The sequence below is a fragment of the Pseudomonas frederiksbergensis genome (assembly GCF_003732705.1).
Lineage (GTDB): Bacteria > Pseudomonadota > Gammaproteobacteria > Pseudomonadales > Pseudomonadaceae > Aquipseudomonas > Aquipseudomonas frederiksbergensis_F.
Genome location: NZ_MOBR01000008.1, coordinates 458,130 through 471,457 on the forward strand (window position 1 = coordinate 458,130; position 13,328 = coordinate 471,457).

The 13,328-nt window shown below is 58.4% G+C and carries 12 protein-coding genes; 5 read left to right on the forward strand and 7 right to left on the reverse strand.

The features are described 5' to 3' along the window. Positions 1–3 precede the first annotated feature (3 nt). A complete protein-coding gene (gyrB, locus tag BK667_RS11235; RefSeq protein ID WP_123515475.1) occupies positions 4–2,427 on the forward strand; it encodes a DNA topoisomerase (ATP-hydrolyzing) subunit B in 2,424 nt (807 codons plus the stop codon). 77 nt (positions 2,428–2,504) lie between these two features. Here the strand turns inward: gyrB and BK667_RS11240 are convergent, their stop codons facing one another. Then, the gene (locus BK667_RS11240; protein ID WP_123597621.1) at positions 2,505–3,224 is read right to left on the reverse strand and encodes a response regulator transcription factor; all 720 of its coding nucleotides are present in this window, start codon (positions 3,222–3,224) and stop codon (positions 2,505–2,507) included. A 176-nt stretch (positions 3,225–3,400) separates the two neighbouring features. On the opposite strand from BK667_RS11240, the gene BK667_RS11245 reads away from it, so the two are divergent. Next, on the forward strand, positions 3,401–4,933 hold the full coding sequence (locus BK667_RS11245) for a sensor histidine kinase (protein ID WP_123597622.1): 1,533 nt from the start codon (positions 3,401–3,403) through the stop codon (positions 4,931–4,933). A gap of 172 nt (positions 4,934–5,105) precedes the next feature. Here the strand turns inward: BK667_RS11245 and BK667_RS11250 are convergent, their stop codons facing one another. From BK667_RS11250 to glyQ, 4 genes are all read right to left on the reverse strand, one after another. Continuing rightward, positions 5,106–5,885 carry a lysophospholipid acyltransferase family protein gene (locus tag BK667_RS11250; RefSeq protein ID WP_123515469.1) on the reverse strand — a complete coding sequence of 260 codons (780 nt, stop codon included), beginning with the start codon at positions 5,883–5,885 and terminating at the stop codon, positions 5,106–5,108. 81 nt (positions 5,886–5,966) lie between these two features. Then, a complete protein-coding gene (gene gmhB, locus BK667_RS11255) occupies positions 5,967–6,500 on the reverse strand; it encodes a D-glycero-beta-D-manno-heptose 1,7-bisphosphate 7-phosphatase (protein ID WP_123597623.1) in 534 nt (177 codons plus the stop codon). 6 nt (positions 6,501–6,506) lie between these two features. Further along, positions 6,507–8,561, reverse strand: a complete 2,055-nt coding sequence (gene glyS, locus BK667_RS11260) for a glycine--tRNA ligase subunit beta (RefSeq protein ID WP_123597624.1) — start codon at positions 8,559–8,561, stop codon at positions 6,507–6,509. After that, positions 8,558–9,511, reverse strand: coding sequence for a glycine--tRNA ligase subunit alpha (gene glyQ / locus BK667_RS11265; protein WP_008155694.1), 954 nt, complete (start codon positions 9,509–9,511; stop codon positions 8,558–8,560). The genes glyS and glyQ overlap by 4 nt, the downstream gene beginning before the upstream one ends. A gap of 81 nt (positions 9,512–9,592) precedes the next feature. Between glyQ and tag the strand changes: the two genes are divergently transcribed. The 3 genes from tag to BK667_RS11280 all read left to right on the forward strand — a co-directional run bounded on the left by tag (position 9,593) and on the right by BK667_RS11280 (position 11,487). After that, positions 9,593–10,150 (forward strand): DNA-3-methyladenine glycosylase I, encoded by a 558-nt coding sequence (gene tag / locus BK667_RS11270; RefSeq protein WP_123408544.1) that lies wholly within the window; start codon positions 9,593–9,595, stop codon positions 10,148–10,150. 40 nt (positions 10,151–10,190) lie between these two features. Then, positions 10,191–11,078 (forward strand): lysophospholipid acyltransferase, encoded by an 888-nt coding sequence (locus BK667_RS11275; RefSeq protein WP_123597625.1) that lies wholly within the window; start codon positions 10,191–10,193, stop codon positions 11,076–11,078. Positions 11,079–11,247: 169 nt separating this feature from the next. Continuing rightward, positions 11,248–11,487, forward strand: coding sequence for a PilZ domain-containing protein (locus BK667_RS11280; RefSeq protein ID WP_123515459.1), 240 nt, complete (start codon positions 11,248–11,250; stop codon positions 11,485–11,487). Here the strand turns inward: BK667_RS11280 and BK667_RS11285 are convergent, their stop codons facing one another. Next, on the reverse strand, positions 11,488–11,799 hold the full coding sequence (locus tag BK667_RS11285; protein WP_123597626.1) for a tetratricopeptide repeat protein: 312 nt from the start codon (positions 11,797–11,799) through the stop codon (positions 11,488–11,490). A 134-nt stretch (positions 11,800–11,933) separates the two neighbouring features. Then, positions 11,934–13,307, reverse strand: a complete 1,374-nt coding sequence (gene trkA / locus BK667_RS11290; protein ID WP_123515455.1) for a Trk system potassium transporter TrkA — start codon at positions 13,305–13,307, stop codon at positions 11,934–11,936. Positions 13,308–13,328: the final 21 nt, after the last annotated feature.

Consider the following 13,328-nt stretch of genomic DNA (forward strand, 5'->3'; position numbering starts at 1 on the left):
GCATTGAGCGAAGAAAATACGAATACCTACGACTCAACGAGCATTAAAGTGCTGAAAGGCCTGGATGCCGTACGCAAACGTCCCGGTATGTACATTGGTGACACCGACGATGGTAGCGGTCTGCACCACATGGTCTTCGAGGTAGTCGACAACTCCATCGATGAAGCGCTCGCTGGCCACTGCGACGATATCAGCATCATCATCCACCCGGACGAATCCATCACCGTGCGCGACAACGGTCGTGGCATCCCGGTCGATGTGCATAAAGAAGAAGGCGTTTCCGCAGCCGAGGTCATCATGACCGTGCTGCACGCCGGCGGTAAGTTCGACGACAACTCCTACAAAGTATCCGGCGGCCTGCACGGTGTAGGTGTCTCGGTAGTGAACGCCCTGTCCGAAGAGCTGGTGCTGACTGTTCGCCGCAGCGGCAAAATCTGGGAACAGACTTACATCCACGGTGTTCCGAAAGAGCCGATGAAAATCGTCGGCGAGAGCGAAACCACCGGTACCCAGATTCACTTCAAACCGTCCGACCTGACTTTCAAGAATATCCACTTCAGCTGGGACATCCTGGCCAAGCGGATTCGTGAACTGTCCTTCCTCAACTCCGGTGTTGGTATCGTCCTCAAGGACGAGCGCAGCGGCAAGGAAGAGTTGTTCAAGTACGAAGGCGGCCTGCGTGCGTTCGTTGAATACCTGAACACCAACAAGACTCCGGTCAACCAGGTGTTCCACTTCAACATCCAGCGTGAAGACGGCATCGGCGTGGAAATCGCCCTGCAGTGGAACGACAGCTTCAACGAGAACCTGTTGTGCTTCACCAACAACATTCCACAGCGCGATGGCGGTACTCACCTGGTGGGTTTCCGTTCCGCACTGACGCGTAATCTGAACACCTACATCGAAGCGGAAGGCCTGGCGAAGAAGCACAAAGTCGCCACCACCGGTGACGATGCCCGTGAAGGCCTGACCGCGATCATTTCGGTTAAGGTTCCAGATCCGAAGTTCAGCTCCCAGACCAAAGACAAGCTGGTTTCTTCCGAAGTGAAGACCGCGGTCGAACAGGAAATGGGCAAGTACTTCTCGGACTTCCTGCTGGAAAACCCGAACGAAGCCAAACTGGTCGTCGGCAAGATGATCGACGCGGCTCGCGCTCGTGAAGCTGCGCGTAAAGCCCGTGAGATGACCCGTCGTAAAGGTGCGCTGGATATCGCCGGTCTGCCGGGCAAACTGGCTGACTGCCAGGAAAAAGACCCTGCCCTTTCCGAACTGTACCTCGTGGAAGGCGACTCTGCTGGCGGTTCCGCCAAGCAGGGTCGCAATCGTCGCACCCAGGCCATCCTGCCGTTGAAAGGCAAGATCCTGAACGTCGAGAAGGCGCGCTTCGACAAGATGATCTCTTCGCAAGAAGTGGGCACCTTGATCACCGCGCTGGGCTGCGGCATTGGCCGTGACGAGTACAACATCGCGAAGCTGCGTTACCACAACATCATCATCATGACCGATGCTGACGTCGACGGTTCTCACATCCGTACCCTGCTGCTGACCTTCTTCTTCCGTCAGTTGCCGGAGCTGATCGAGCGCGGTTACATCTACATCGCTCAGCCGCCGCTGTACAAGGTCAAGAAAGGCAAGCAAGAGCAATACATCAAAGACGACGACGCCATGGAAGAGTACATGACGCAGTCGGCCCTGGAAGACGCGAGCCTGCACCTGAATGAGGACGCTCCGGGTATTTCCGGACCGGCCCTTGAGCGCCTGGTGAATGACTTCCGTCTGGTAATGAAGACCCTAAAGCGCCTGTCGCGCCTGTATCCACAGGAACTGACCGAGCACTTCATCTACCTGCCTGCTGTCACCCTGGAACAACTGTCCGACCACGCAGCGATGCAGGACTGGATGGCCAAGTTCGAAGTCCGCCTGCGCACCGTCGAGAAGTCTGGCCTGGTGTACAAAGCCAGCCTGCGTGAAGACCGTGAACGTAACGTCTGGCTGCCAGAGGTCGAACTGATCTCCCACGGCCTGTCGAACTACATCACGTTCAACCGCGACTTCTTCGGCAGCAACGATTACAAAACCGTTGTTTCCCTGGGCGCTCAACTGAGCACCTTGCTGGACGACGGCGCGTATATCCAACGCGGCGAGCGCAAGAAGCCGGTCACCGAGTTCAAGGAAGCCCTTGAATGGCTGATGGCTGAAAGCACCAAGCGCCACACCATCCAGCGCTACAAAGGTCTGGGCGAGATGAACCCGGATCAGCTGTGGGAAACCACCATGGACCCAGCTCAGCGCCGGATGCTCAAAGTGACCATCGAAGACGCCATTGGCGCGGACCAGATCTTCAACACCCTGATGGGTGATGCGGTCGAGCCCCGTCGTGACTTCATCGAAAGCAATGCCCTGGCGGTTTCCAACCTGGATTTCTGATCCAACGGTAGCGCCAAACAAAAAGGCCAACGCACTCGCGTTGGCCTTTTTTATTACGTTCAAAAAATCAAAAGATCTTATCCGTCTACTGACCCCACACTCTCCAACCGATACCCATACCCATAAATCGTCAACAACTGCCAACCCCGATCCGCCGTCAGCCCCAGCTTATTGCGCAGTCGATAAATGTGAGTATCCAACGGACGCGAAGACACCATTTCTTCATGACTCCAAAACCGTCCATACAGATATTCCCGGGACAACGGCCGGCCGAGGTTGGTGAACAAGCAACGAGCCAGACGATATTCTCGTTCGGTCATGGCGATGGGGATGCCCGCGCGGGTGACGGTCTGCTCGGCGTCATCAAACACCAGATCGTTGAAATTCAGTACTTCAGCGGCCGAGGCGCGTTGCTGGCCATGCCTGCGCAATACTGCAGCAACCCGGGCCTTCAATTCGTTGGGACGGAATGGTTTGCTGACGTAGTCGTCGGCCCCGGCGTTCAGTGCCTGGACGATGTCACTCTCGGCATCGCGGCTGGTGAGCATGATCGCGGCGGGCGGTGCGTCCATGTGTTCGCGGGTCCAGCGCAGGAGGGAGAGGCCACTTAGGTCCGGCAGTTGCCAGTCGAGGATCAGCAGGTCGAAGGTTTCCCGGCGCAACTGGCGCAGCAAGTCTTCTGCGCGCTCGAAGCTGTGCAATAACCAGGGCTGTTCACCCGGTTCAGCCATTTGGCGCAGAGTCTGTTCCACCCGGCGCAATTCGGCGGGTTCATCGTCCAGTATCGCGACACGCATGTGCGGTAACTCCTTGATGGCTGGTGGGCGATAGACGATACCGGCTCGACTGAAGGAGTGAAAGTAAGCCGCCTCCCGTTGGTCGTCGTCCGCTATGATTCTTCGGGTTCAATCTTGCGATCAGACCAGTGACTCATGAACCTAATTCCTTCTCCCCTCCTCAATCAGACTTCCCCATGACGAATACGCGCCGCCGTGAGAGTCGTGAGCCAACCCAAGTCCAGCGTTTGTTCCGGCAATTGGTCAGGGAATGGTTGTGGATAAGTCTGATATTGCTCCCATTGACGGCCCTGCTTTCGTACAGCGCCCAGTCCAGTGAACTCGAAGGTTCGGGCGCCCTGGGTGCGTTGTTGTCGGCCAGCCTGGTCGCCTGCGTACTTGGTCTGCTGTTACTTCGCCCTCGCCTGGCACTGTGGCTGACGCTGGGTGGCATGAGCTGTGCGCTGCTGATCAGCGCCTGTCTCGCAGAACTGCGTTGGTGGTGGTCCCCGGCGGCGAGTTTGATGGGCATGCTGTTCGGTTACCTGATCTGGAATTGGCGGCGCCTGAGTGTGGTATTGAGCTATTTCGGCTGGGAACTGGCACGGTTGGACAATGAGCCGAAAGTCTTCCCGGAACGCCGTCGCGTGCAATTCCCCACCGGTGATCATTTGCAGGGACAAATCATGGCGCTGGAACAAGCCATGAGCCGCACCCGCGATACCCGGCGTTTCATTGCCGATGGGCTGGAGTATTTACCGGTCGCCACATTGATCAGCGATCCCCAAGGGCGGATTTTGCTTGGTAACCGAAACGCCCGAGACGTGTTCGGTGCGGATCTGGTGGGCGATGACGTGCTCGAGCAACTGGCACAGTTGGGGTATCCGGAACTGCTTGATGGCGCGCGCCCACCCTTATTGAACTTGCCGTTGCTTGAGTTCAGAGACATCAAGGGACGTAGCCTGCGTCTGGAGCGCGCGGCATTGTTGCCAGTGGACGGGGACACGCCGATTGGCTGGTTGCTGAGCCTGACCGACCTGAGTGTCGAACGCGATGCCGAGGAACAACGTGGCGTGCTGCTGCGCTTCTTGTCCCACGACCTGCGGGCGCCGCATTCGGCGATCCTTGCCCTGCTCGACGTGCATCGGCACCAGGCGGGCGGCGATGCGCAGTTGTTCGATCAGATTGAGCGTCAGGTGCGCAGGGCTTTGGACCTTACGGATGGCTTCGTCTTATTGGCCAGGGCTGAGTCTGAGGCGTACGAGTTCCAGCCAACCCTGTTCGCAATGCTGGTTCTAGACGTGTTCGACCAGGCCCTGAGCATTGCGCAATTGAAGCAGATCGAGTTGGTCCATGATCTTGAGGACGATGCCCAGGAAAGTTTGATTCTGGCCGATCAGGGCTTGCTGACCCGGGCGTTGTTCAATTTGCTGGAAAACGCCATCAAGTACAGCGACTCCGCTACACGTATCAGCCTGCAAGTCAGTTGCAGCGAGGGTTGGCTGATGTGCGAGTTGACCGATCAGGGCAAAGGCATCGCTGCCAATGAACTGCCTGAACTGTTCAGTCAGTATCGACGCTTTACCTCGGCTCAAGGTATCGATGGCGTGGGGTTGGGGTTATCGATGGTCAAAGCGGTGGTGGATCACCACGGTGGGCGTATCGAATGTCAGAGTGAGGTCGGCAAAGGTACCTGCTTCAGCCTTCATTTTCCCCTTTTGGAGGAGTGATCTGCGGGGCATAAAAAAACCGGCTATATCAGCCGGTTTTTTTACGTCCGAAAAAAACTTATGCACCTTTTTCGGAATTTTATGAGCTTAAGAAATATGTATATAAATCATAAACCTACAAACTAAATCCGACGCTTTTCAACAAAACGGTACACAGGTTATCCACAGAATCTCAGACAGCCACTTGATCCGTCTCGGCGGGTGCTTGAGGAGCGGGTGGCAACGAACCCATATCCCGCTGCATCTGTTCATTCCAGGCCTGAACCCGATCATTCAATGCGGCAACGGCCCGCGGCCCAGTGCCTTCGGCGTACATCGGTTCACCGATGATGACCGTGATGACCCCCTGCTTCTTCGCCCAACCGGTTTTCGGCCAAAACTTGCCGGCATTGTGTGCAATCGGCAGTACTGGAAGTTCGGCGTTGACCGCCAAAGCGCTACCACCGCGCGAGAACTTGCCGACGGTGCCGTAGGGAACGCGAGTGCCCTCAGGGAAGATCAGCACCCAGACGCCATCCTTCAGCAATTCATCGCCCTTCTTTGCCACATGCTTGAGCGCGGCTTTCGGGTTATCGCGATCGATAGCAATCGGTCGCAGCATGGCCATCGCCCAGCCGAAGAACGGTACAAACAATAGCGAGCGTTTGAGCACTTGGCTCAACGGCTCGAAGTAAGCCGAGAGAAAGAACGTCTCCCACGTGCTCTGGTGGTTCGACTGAATCACGCAGGGCCGTTCAGGTACGTTCTCGGCGCCTTTGATTTCGTAGGTGATGCCCAGAAATACTTTGCTCAGCCACAAGGCGCAGCGGCACCAGTACACATTGATAAAGCGATAGCGCGCCTTGAACGGCAGAAAAGGCGCGATAAAAAAGCTCAGGCTGCACCAAAGCAAAGAGCTGGTGCCCAGCAGCAGGTAAAAGAGAAAGGTTCTGATGGCCTGCAATATCGACATGGTGACGTTTACCGTGCGGGCTCTGCCCGTCTATATAAAGCGCAATCCCGATCAATCCTTGGTCAGGAATCTCGAAACGCTCTAATTGTGGATAAGTTCTGCGGCAATCGCCGCCAGATCGTCAAAAATCAAGGTGCCCGCCGGTAGGGTCTTGCCCAAAGTCTTTTCGCCTTTCCCGGTCTTTACTAAAACTGGCTGAGAATCGACGGCTTTTGCGGCTTCCAGGTCACCAAGGGTATCGCCGACAAACCATAGATTAGTCAGCGATACGTTGTAATGCGCGGCGATGGTTTTCAACATCCCGGGTTTTGGCTTGCGGCAATCGCAGCCTTCGTCCGGCCCGTGGGGGCAATAGACGATCAGCCCGATTTCACCGCCCTGCTCTGCCACCAACGAACGCAAGCGCTCGTGCATGGCTTCCAGGGTGGCGCTGTCGTAATAGCCGCGAGCGATGCCCGACTGGTTGGTAGCGACCGCCACCGTCCAGCCGGCCTTGCTCAACTGCGCGATGGCTTCGATCGAACCGGGGAGCGGAATCCACTCCTCCACCGACTTGATGTAAGCGTCGGAGTCATAGTTGATCACCCCGTCCCGATCGAGAATCAGCAGTTTCAAACCGTCTTACCCCAACAGCGAAATATCGGCGACGCCGAGGAACAGCCCACGCAGACGCGACAGCAGTGCATAACGGTTGGCGCGCACATTGGCGTCATCCGCATTGACCATCACTGCTTCGAAGAACGCATCCACCGGCTCGCGCAACGCCGCCAGACGCGCCAGCGATTCGCTGTACTGACGGGCAGCGGCCATTGGCTGGACAGCCTGGTCAGCCTGCTGGATCGCCGAGTACAGGGAGAACTCGTTGGCGTTGTCGAAGTACTTGGCTTCCACCACCGATGGAATCGAGCCTTCGGCCTTGCTCAGCAAGTTCGAAACACGCTTGTTCACCGCGGCCAGAGCCGCAGCTTCCGGCAATTTGCGGAAGGCCTGGACCGCTTGTACACGCTGATCGAAGTCCAGCGCCGAACCCGGCTTCAGGGCACGTACCGACAGGTACGTCGCGACGTCCACACCTTCGTCTTCGTAACGGGCACGCAGACGGTCGAAGATGAACTCCAGCACCGAATCGTTCAGGCCGGCAGACTTGATCTTGGTGCCGAACGCGGTCACGGCGAAAGCCACGGCGTCGTTCAGGTCGAGGTCGAGCTTCTTGTCGATCAGGATGCGCAACACGCCGAGTGCAGCACGGCGCAGGGCGTACGGGTCTTTGCTACCGGTTGGCAACATGCCGATACCGAAGATGCCCACCAGCGTGTCGAGTTTGTCGGCAATGGCCACGGCCGCACCGGTCAGGGTGGTCGGCAGTTCAGCACCGGCACCGCGCGGCATGTACTGCTCGTTCAGCGCCAGGGCGACTTCTTCCGGCTCGCCGTCGTTGAGGGCGTAGTAGTAACCGGCGACGCCTTGCATCTCCGGGAACTCACCGACCATCTCGGTCGACAGGTCGCACTTGGACAGCAGGCCGGCACGGGAAGCCCAGGCTGCGTTGCCGCCAATGCGTTGCGCGATGTACGCCGCGAGTTTGGAAACGCGCTCGGCCTTGTCGTAGACGCTGCCAAGTTTTTCCTGGAACACCACGTTTTGCAGGCGCAGGTTGAAGTCTTCGAGTTTCTGCTTCTTGTCTTGCTTGAAGAAGAACTCGGCGTCGGTCAGGCGTGGACGAACCACTTTCTCGTTACCGGCGATGATCTGCTGCGGGTCTTTGCTTTCGATGTTGGCCACAGTAATGAAACGTGGCAGCAACTTGCCGTCGGCATCCAGCAGGCAGAAGTACTTCTGGTTGTCCTGCATGGTGGTGATCAGGGCTTCTTGCGGCACATCGAGGAAACGTTCCTCGAACGAGCACACCAGCGGCACCGGCCATTCAACCAGCGCAGTCACTTCGTCGAGCAATGCCGGAGGAACGATGGCAGTACCTTCCTGCATCGTCGCCAGCTCTTCGGTGCGCTTGCTGATCAGTGCGCGACGCTCGTTGGCATCGGCCAGTACGTAAGCGCCACGCAGGTCGGCCAGGTAGTTGGCCGGCGCGGTGATGCGCACGCTTTGCGGGTGGTGGAAGCGGTGACCACGGGAGTCGCGGCCAGCCTTCTGGGCGAGGATCGTGCAGTCGATGACCTGGTCACCGAGCAACATCACCAGCCACTGGGTCGGACGAACGAATTCTTCCTTGCGCGCACCCCAACGCATGCGTTTCGGGATCGGCAGGTCGTTCAGGGAATCTTCAACGATGGTTGGCAGCAGGCTCGCGGTCGGTTTACCGGCGATGCTCTGGCTGTAACGCAGTTTTGGACCGCTCTGATCGATTTCGCTCAGGTCGACGCCGCACTTCTTGGCGAAGCCCAGGGCGGCTTGAGTCGGATTGCCGTCGGCATCGAATGCGGCCTGACGTGGCGGGCCGTCGAGGTTGATGCTGCGATCCGGTTGCTGGGTAGCCAGCGCAGTGATCAGCACAGCCAGACGACGAGGCGCGGCGTACACGGTTTTGGTTTCGTAGTTCAGGCCGGCAGCTTGCAGGCCCTTGTCGATACCGGCCAGGAACGCATCGGCCAGGGTGTTCAGGGCTTTGGGTGGCAGTTCTTCGGTGCCCAATTCAACCAGGAAATCCAGAGCACTCATTGTGCAGCCTCCAGCTTAGCCAACACTTCATCACGCAGGTCCGGGGTCGCCATCGGGAAGCCCAGCTTGGCGCGAGCCAGCAGGTAGGCTTGCGCAACGGAACGCGCCAGGGTGCGTACACGCAGAATGTATTGCTGACGCGCAGTCACCGAGATTGCCCGGCGCGCATCCAGCAGGTTGAAGGTATGGGACGCCTTCAACACCATTTCGTAGCTCGGCAATGGCAGCGGCTGGTCGAGTTCGATCAGGCGCTTGGCTTCGCTTTCGTAGAAATCGAACAGCTCGAACAGCTTCTCGACGTTGGCGTGTTCGAAGTTGTAGGTCGATTGCTCGACTTCGTTCTGGTGGAACACGTCGCCGTAGGTCACTTTGCCCATCGGGCCGTCAGCCCAGACCAGGTCGTAGACCGAGTCCACGCCTTGCAGGTACATGGCCAGACGCTCAAGACCGTAAGTGATCTCGCCGGTCACCGGGTAGCACTCGATGCCGCCCGCTTGCTGGAAGTAAGTGAACTGCGTCACTTCCATGCCGTTGAGCCAGACTTCCCAGCCCAGACCCCAGGCGCCCAGTGTTGGCGATTCCCAGTTGTCTTCGACGAAGCGGATGTCGTGGACCAACGGGTCCAGGCCAACGTGCTTGAGGGAGCCCAGGTACAGTTCCTGGAAGTTGTCCGGGTTCGGCTTCAGGACTACCTGGAACTGATAGTAGTGCTGCAGACGGTTCGGGTTTTCGCCGTAGCGGCCGTCAGTCGGGCGACGACTGGGCTGCACATAAGCGGCGTTCCAGGTTTCCGGGCCGATGGCGCGCAGAAACGTGGCTGTGTGGAAAGTGCCGGCGCCTACTTCCATATCGTAGGGCTGAAGTACCACGCAACCTTGCTCGGCCCAGTATTGCTGGAGCGCGAGGATCAAGTCTTGGAAGGTACGCACGGCTGGCGTAGGCTGGCTCACGAAATTCACCTGTTTCTTGGGCTGCGATTTAAAGAGCGGGAGTATACCCGATTCGTTGCTGCGCACGCCCCCTGGAGCCTTATGCCACGCTGCTTTTGGTGTTCCGAAGATCCGCTGTACATGGCTTATCACGATCAGGAGTGGGGCACGCCGCTACGCGATGCGCAGGGATTGTTCGAGTTGCTTTTGCTCGAAGGGTTCCAGGCCGGCCTCTCCTGGATCACCGTGCTGCGTAAACGTGAGCGATATCGTGAGGTGTTGTTCGGCTTCGACGTACAACGCGTGGCGCAGATGAGCGACGCCGAAATCGATGAATTGATGCTCGATCCCGGCATCATCCGCAATCGCCTCAAACTCAATGCCGCTCGACGCAATGCCCAGGCCTGGCTGGCGCTGGAGGACCCGGTGGCGTTTCTCTGGTCGTTTGTTGGCGATAAGCCGGTGATCAATCATTTCAAGGATCGCAGCCAGGTGCCGGCCGTGACACCGGTCGCCGTGGAGATGAGCAAAGGCCTGAAAAAGGCTGGTTTTACGTTCGTCGGCCCGACCATTTGTTATGCGCTGATGCAGGCCTCGGGCATGGTCATGGACCACACCCAGGATTGCGACCGCTACGCGACGCTGGCGAACGGCGGTTAGAATGGCCGCCTCGCACACAGCACAAGATCAGGAGTGACCTGTGGATAAGTTTAAAGGCGCCTTGCTGGTAGGCGCTCTGCGGCTGTTTGCCCTGCTTCCGTGGCGAGCAGTGCAAGCGGTGGGCTCGGCGATTGGCTGGGTCATGTGGAAAACCCCCAACCGTTCCCGCGACGTGGTGAGGATCAACCTGGCCAAGTGTTTCCCGGAGATGGATCCTGCCGAACGCGAGCGTCTGGTGGGCCAGAGCCTGAGAGACATCGGCAAGTCCCTGACCGAAAGTGCCTGCGCCTGGATCTGGCCGGCCCAGCGCTCCATCGACCTGGTGCGCGAAGTCGAAGGCCTCGACGTGTTGAAGGAGGCGTTGGCGTCCGGCAAAGGTGTGGTGGGCATCACCAGCCACCTCGGCAACTGGGAAGTGCTGAACCACTTCTATTGCAGCCAGTGCAAACCGATCATTTTCTATCGTCCGCCGAAATTGAAGGCGGTGGACGATTTGTTGCGCAAGCAACGGGTGCAATTAGGCAACCGCGTGGCCGCTTCTACCAAGGAAGGCATCCTCAGCGTGATCAAGGAAGTGCGCAAAGGTGGTGCAGTGGGCATCCCCGCTGACCCGGAACCGGCCGAATCCGCCGGGATCTTCGTGCCGTTCTTCGCCACCCAGGCGCTGACCAGTAAATTCGTACCGAACATGCTCGCCGGCGGCAAAGCGGTCGGCGTGTTCCTGCATGCCCTGCGCCTGCCGGACGGTTCAGGCTACAAAGTAATCCTCGAAGCCGCGCCAGAAGCGATGTACAGCACCGATACCGAGACTTCCTGCGCCGCCATGAGCAAAGTGGTTGAGCGCTACGTGGGGGCGTATCCGAGCCAATACATGTGGAGCATGAAGCGCTTCAAGAAGCGTCCACCGGGTGAAGAACGCTGGTATTGATGGAATTGGCACACTCTGTGGATAACATAAACCTGTAGGAGCAAGGCTTGCCCGCGATGGCGTTATTAAATTCAACATTGATGTTGAATGGTAAGGACCCATCGCGGGCAAGCCTTGCTCCTACAGGTCCGTGTTATCCACAAACTATGTTCATACAAGGGCGCGGAAGATGTCCGAACACCGCAAATCATTTCGCATCAAGATTAGCCACGAAAGCTTCGGCGAATGCCTTGGGCAGACTCGCAATCTTTCGACGACGGGCGTCTACGTCAAGCATCCAACCCTGTCGGCGTTGCCCAAGGGCGCGGTGGTCTATGGCCAGGTCCAGGACTTACCCACAGGCGCGCCGCGAGTACGCATGGAAGTGGTGCTGGTGGATGCCGAAGGGATTGGCCTGCGTTATCTCTGATCAGGCCTGGCGATCAAGCTTCTTCAGAAACACCGTCATTTCTTTTTCCGCCTGCTTGTCGCCATGGGCGCGGGCGGCTTCCAGGCCTTGTTCCCAGGCCTGACGTGCGGCCCCATGGTCGGCCAGCGCCAGATGTGCTTTGCCTAACAACTTCCACGCCGCTGAATACTTCGGATCGAACTCGACGCAACGCTGGAAGTGCTCCGCAGCCTTGGCGTTATCCCCAAGGTCCAGATAACCCTTGCCGAGGCCGAAGCGCAGCAAAGAGTTATCCACACCCTTGGCGAGCATTTTTTCCAGGGATTCGATCATTTGTTTACCTCTTTCGACAGCGATCGTTCCCACGCTCCGCGTGGGAATGCAGCCCGGGACGCTCCGCGTCCCATCCAAAGCCGAACGCGGAGCGTCCGTTGAGGCGTCCCCGCGCAGAGCGTGGGAACGATCAGTTAGAAGAAGCTCAACCCTACGTGAAACAGCTTCTCCACATCCCGAATGTGCTTCTTATCCACAAGGAACAGAATCACATGGTCGCCGGTTTTGATCACTGTATCGTCATGGGCAATGATCACTTCTTCATCACGAATGATCGCGCCAATCGTGGTGCCCGGCGGCAAACCAATATTCTCGATGGCTTTGCCAATCACCTTGCTCGACTTCGCATCCCCGTGGGCAATCGCCTCAATCGCTTCCGCCGCCCCGCGCCGCAGTGAATGCACACTGACAATATCGCCGCGGCGTACATGGGCGAGCAAAGTACCGATGGTCGCCAGTTGCGGGCTGATGGCGATGTCGATGTCGCCGCCCTGGATCAAATCAACGTAAGCCGGGTTGTTGATGATCGTCATCACCTTCTTCGCGCCCAGGCGCTTGGCCAGCAGCGACGACATGATGTTGGCTTCGTCATCGTTGGTCAGTGCCAGGAAGATATCGGCGTCGGCGATGTTCTCTTCCAGCAGCAAGTCGCGGTCCGAAGCGCTGCCCTGCAACACTACGGTGCTGTCGAGGGTGTCCGAGAGGTAGCGGCAGCGCGCCGGGTTCATCTCGATGATCTTCACCTGATAACGGCTTTCGATGGCTTCGGCCAGCCGTTCACCGATCTGCCCGCCACCGGCGATGACGATGCGTTTGTAGCTTTCATCGAGACGGCGCATTTCGCTCATCACTGCGCGAATATTCGCCTTGGCCGCGATGAAAAACACTTCGTCATCGGCCTCGATCACCGTATCGCCCTGGGGCAAGATCGGCCGGTCGCGCCGAAAAATCGCCGCGACACGGGTTTCGACATTCGGCATGTGTTCACGCAACTGCCGCAATTGCTGACCTACCAACGGCCCGCCGTAGTAAGCCTTCACCGCCACCAGTTGGGCTTTGCCTTCGGCGAAGTCGATCACCTGCAAGGCGCCCGGGTGTTCGATCAGGCGCTTGATGTAGTTGGTCACCACTTGTTCCGGGCTGATCAGCACGTCCACCGGGATCGCGTCGTTATTGAACAGCCCGCCGCGCGTCAGATACGCGGCTTCGCGAACCCGGGCGATTTTGGTCGGGGTGTGGAACAGGGTGTGGGCGACCTGGCAGGCGACCATGTTGGTTTCGTCGCTGTTGGTCACGGCGACCAGCATGTCCGCATCGTCGGCACCGGCCTGGCGCAGCACGGTCGGAAACGATGCGCGACCCTGCACGGTGCGGATGTCCAGCCGATCACCGAGGTCGCGCAGGCGTTCGCCATCGGTGTCGACCACGGTGATGTCGTTGGCTTCGCTGGCCAAGTGTTCCGCCAGCGAACCGCCGACCTGCCCTGCGCCGAGGATGATGATCTTCATCCAGTCACTCCCTTGAAATCC

Bases quoted from the DNA above. Each gene is read 5' to 3' on its own strand.
- BK667_RS11240 (WP_123597621.1), bottom strand. From the start codon at position 3,224: ATGCGTGTCGCGATACTGGACGATGAACCCGCCGAATTGCGCCGGGTG.
- BK667_RS11245 (WP_123597622.1), top strand. From the start codon at position 3,401: ATGACGAATACGCGCCGCCGTGAGAGTCGTGAGCCAACCCAAGTCCAG.
- BK667_RS11250 (WP_123515469.1), bottom strand. From the start codon at position 5,885: ATGTCGATATTGCAGGCCATCAGAACCTTTCTCTTTTACCTGCTGCTG.
- glyS (WP_123597624.1), bottom strand. From the start codon at position 8,561: ATGAGTGCTCTGGATTTCCTGGTTGAATTGGGCACCGAAGAACTGCCA.
- tag (WP_123408544.1), top strand. From the start codon at position 9,593: ATGCCACGCTGCTTTTGGTGTTCCGAAGATCCGCTGTACATGGCTTAT.
- BK667_RS11280 (WP_123515459.1), top strand. From the start codon at position 11,248: ATGTCCGAACACCGCAAATCATTTCGCATCAAGATTAGCCACGAAAGC.
- BK667_RS11285 (WP_123597626.1), bottom strand. From the start codon at position 11,799: ATGATCGAATCCCTGGAAAAAATGCTCGCCAAGGGTGTGGATAACTCT.
- trkA (WP_123515455.1), bottom strand. From the start codon at position 13,307: ATGAAGATCATCATCCTCGGCGCAGGGCAGGTCGGCGGTTCGCTGGCG.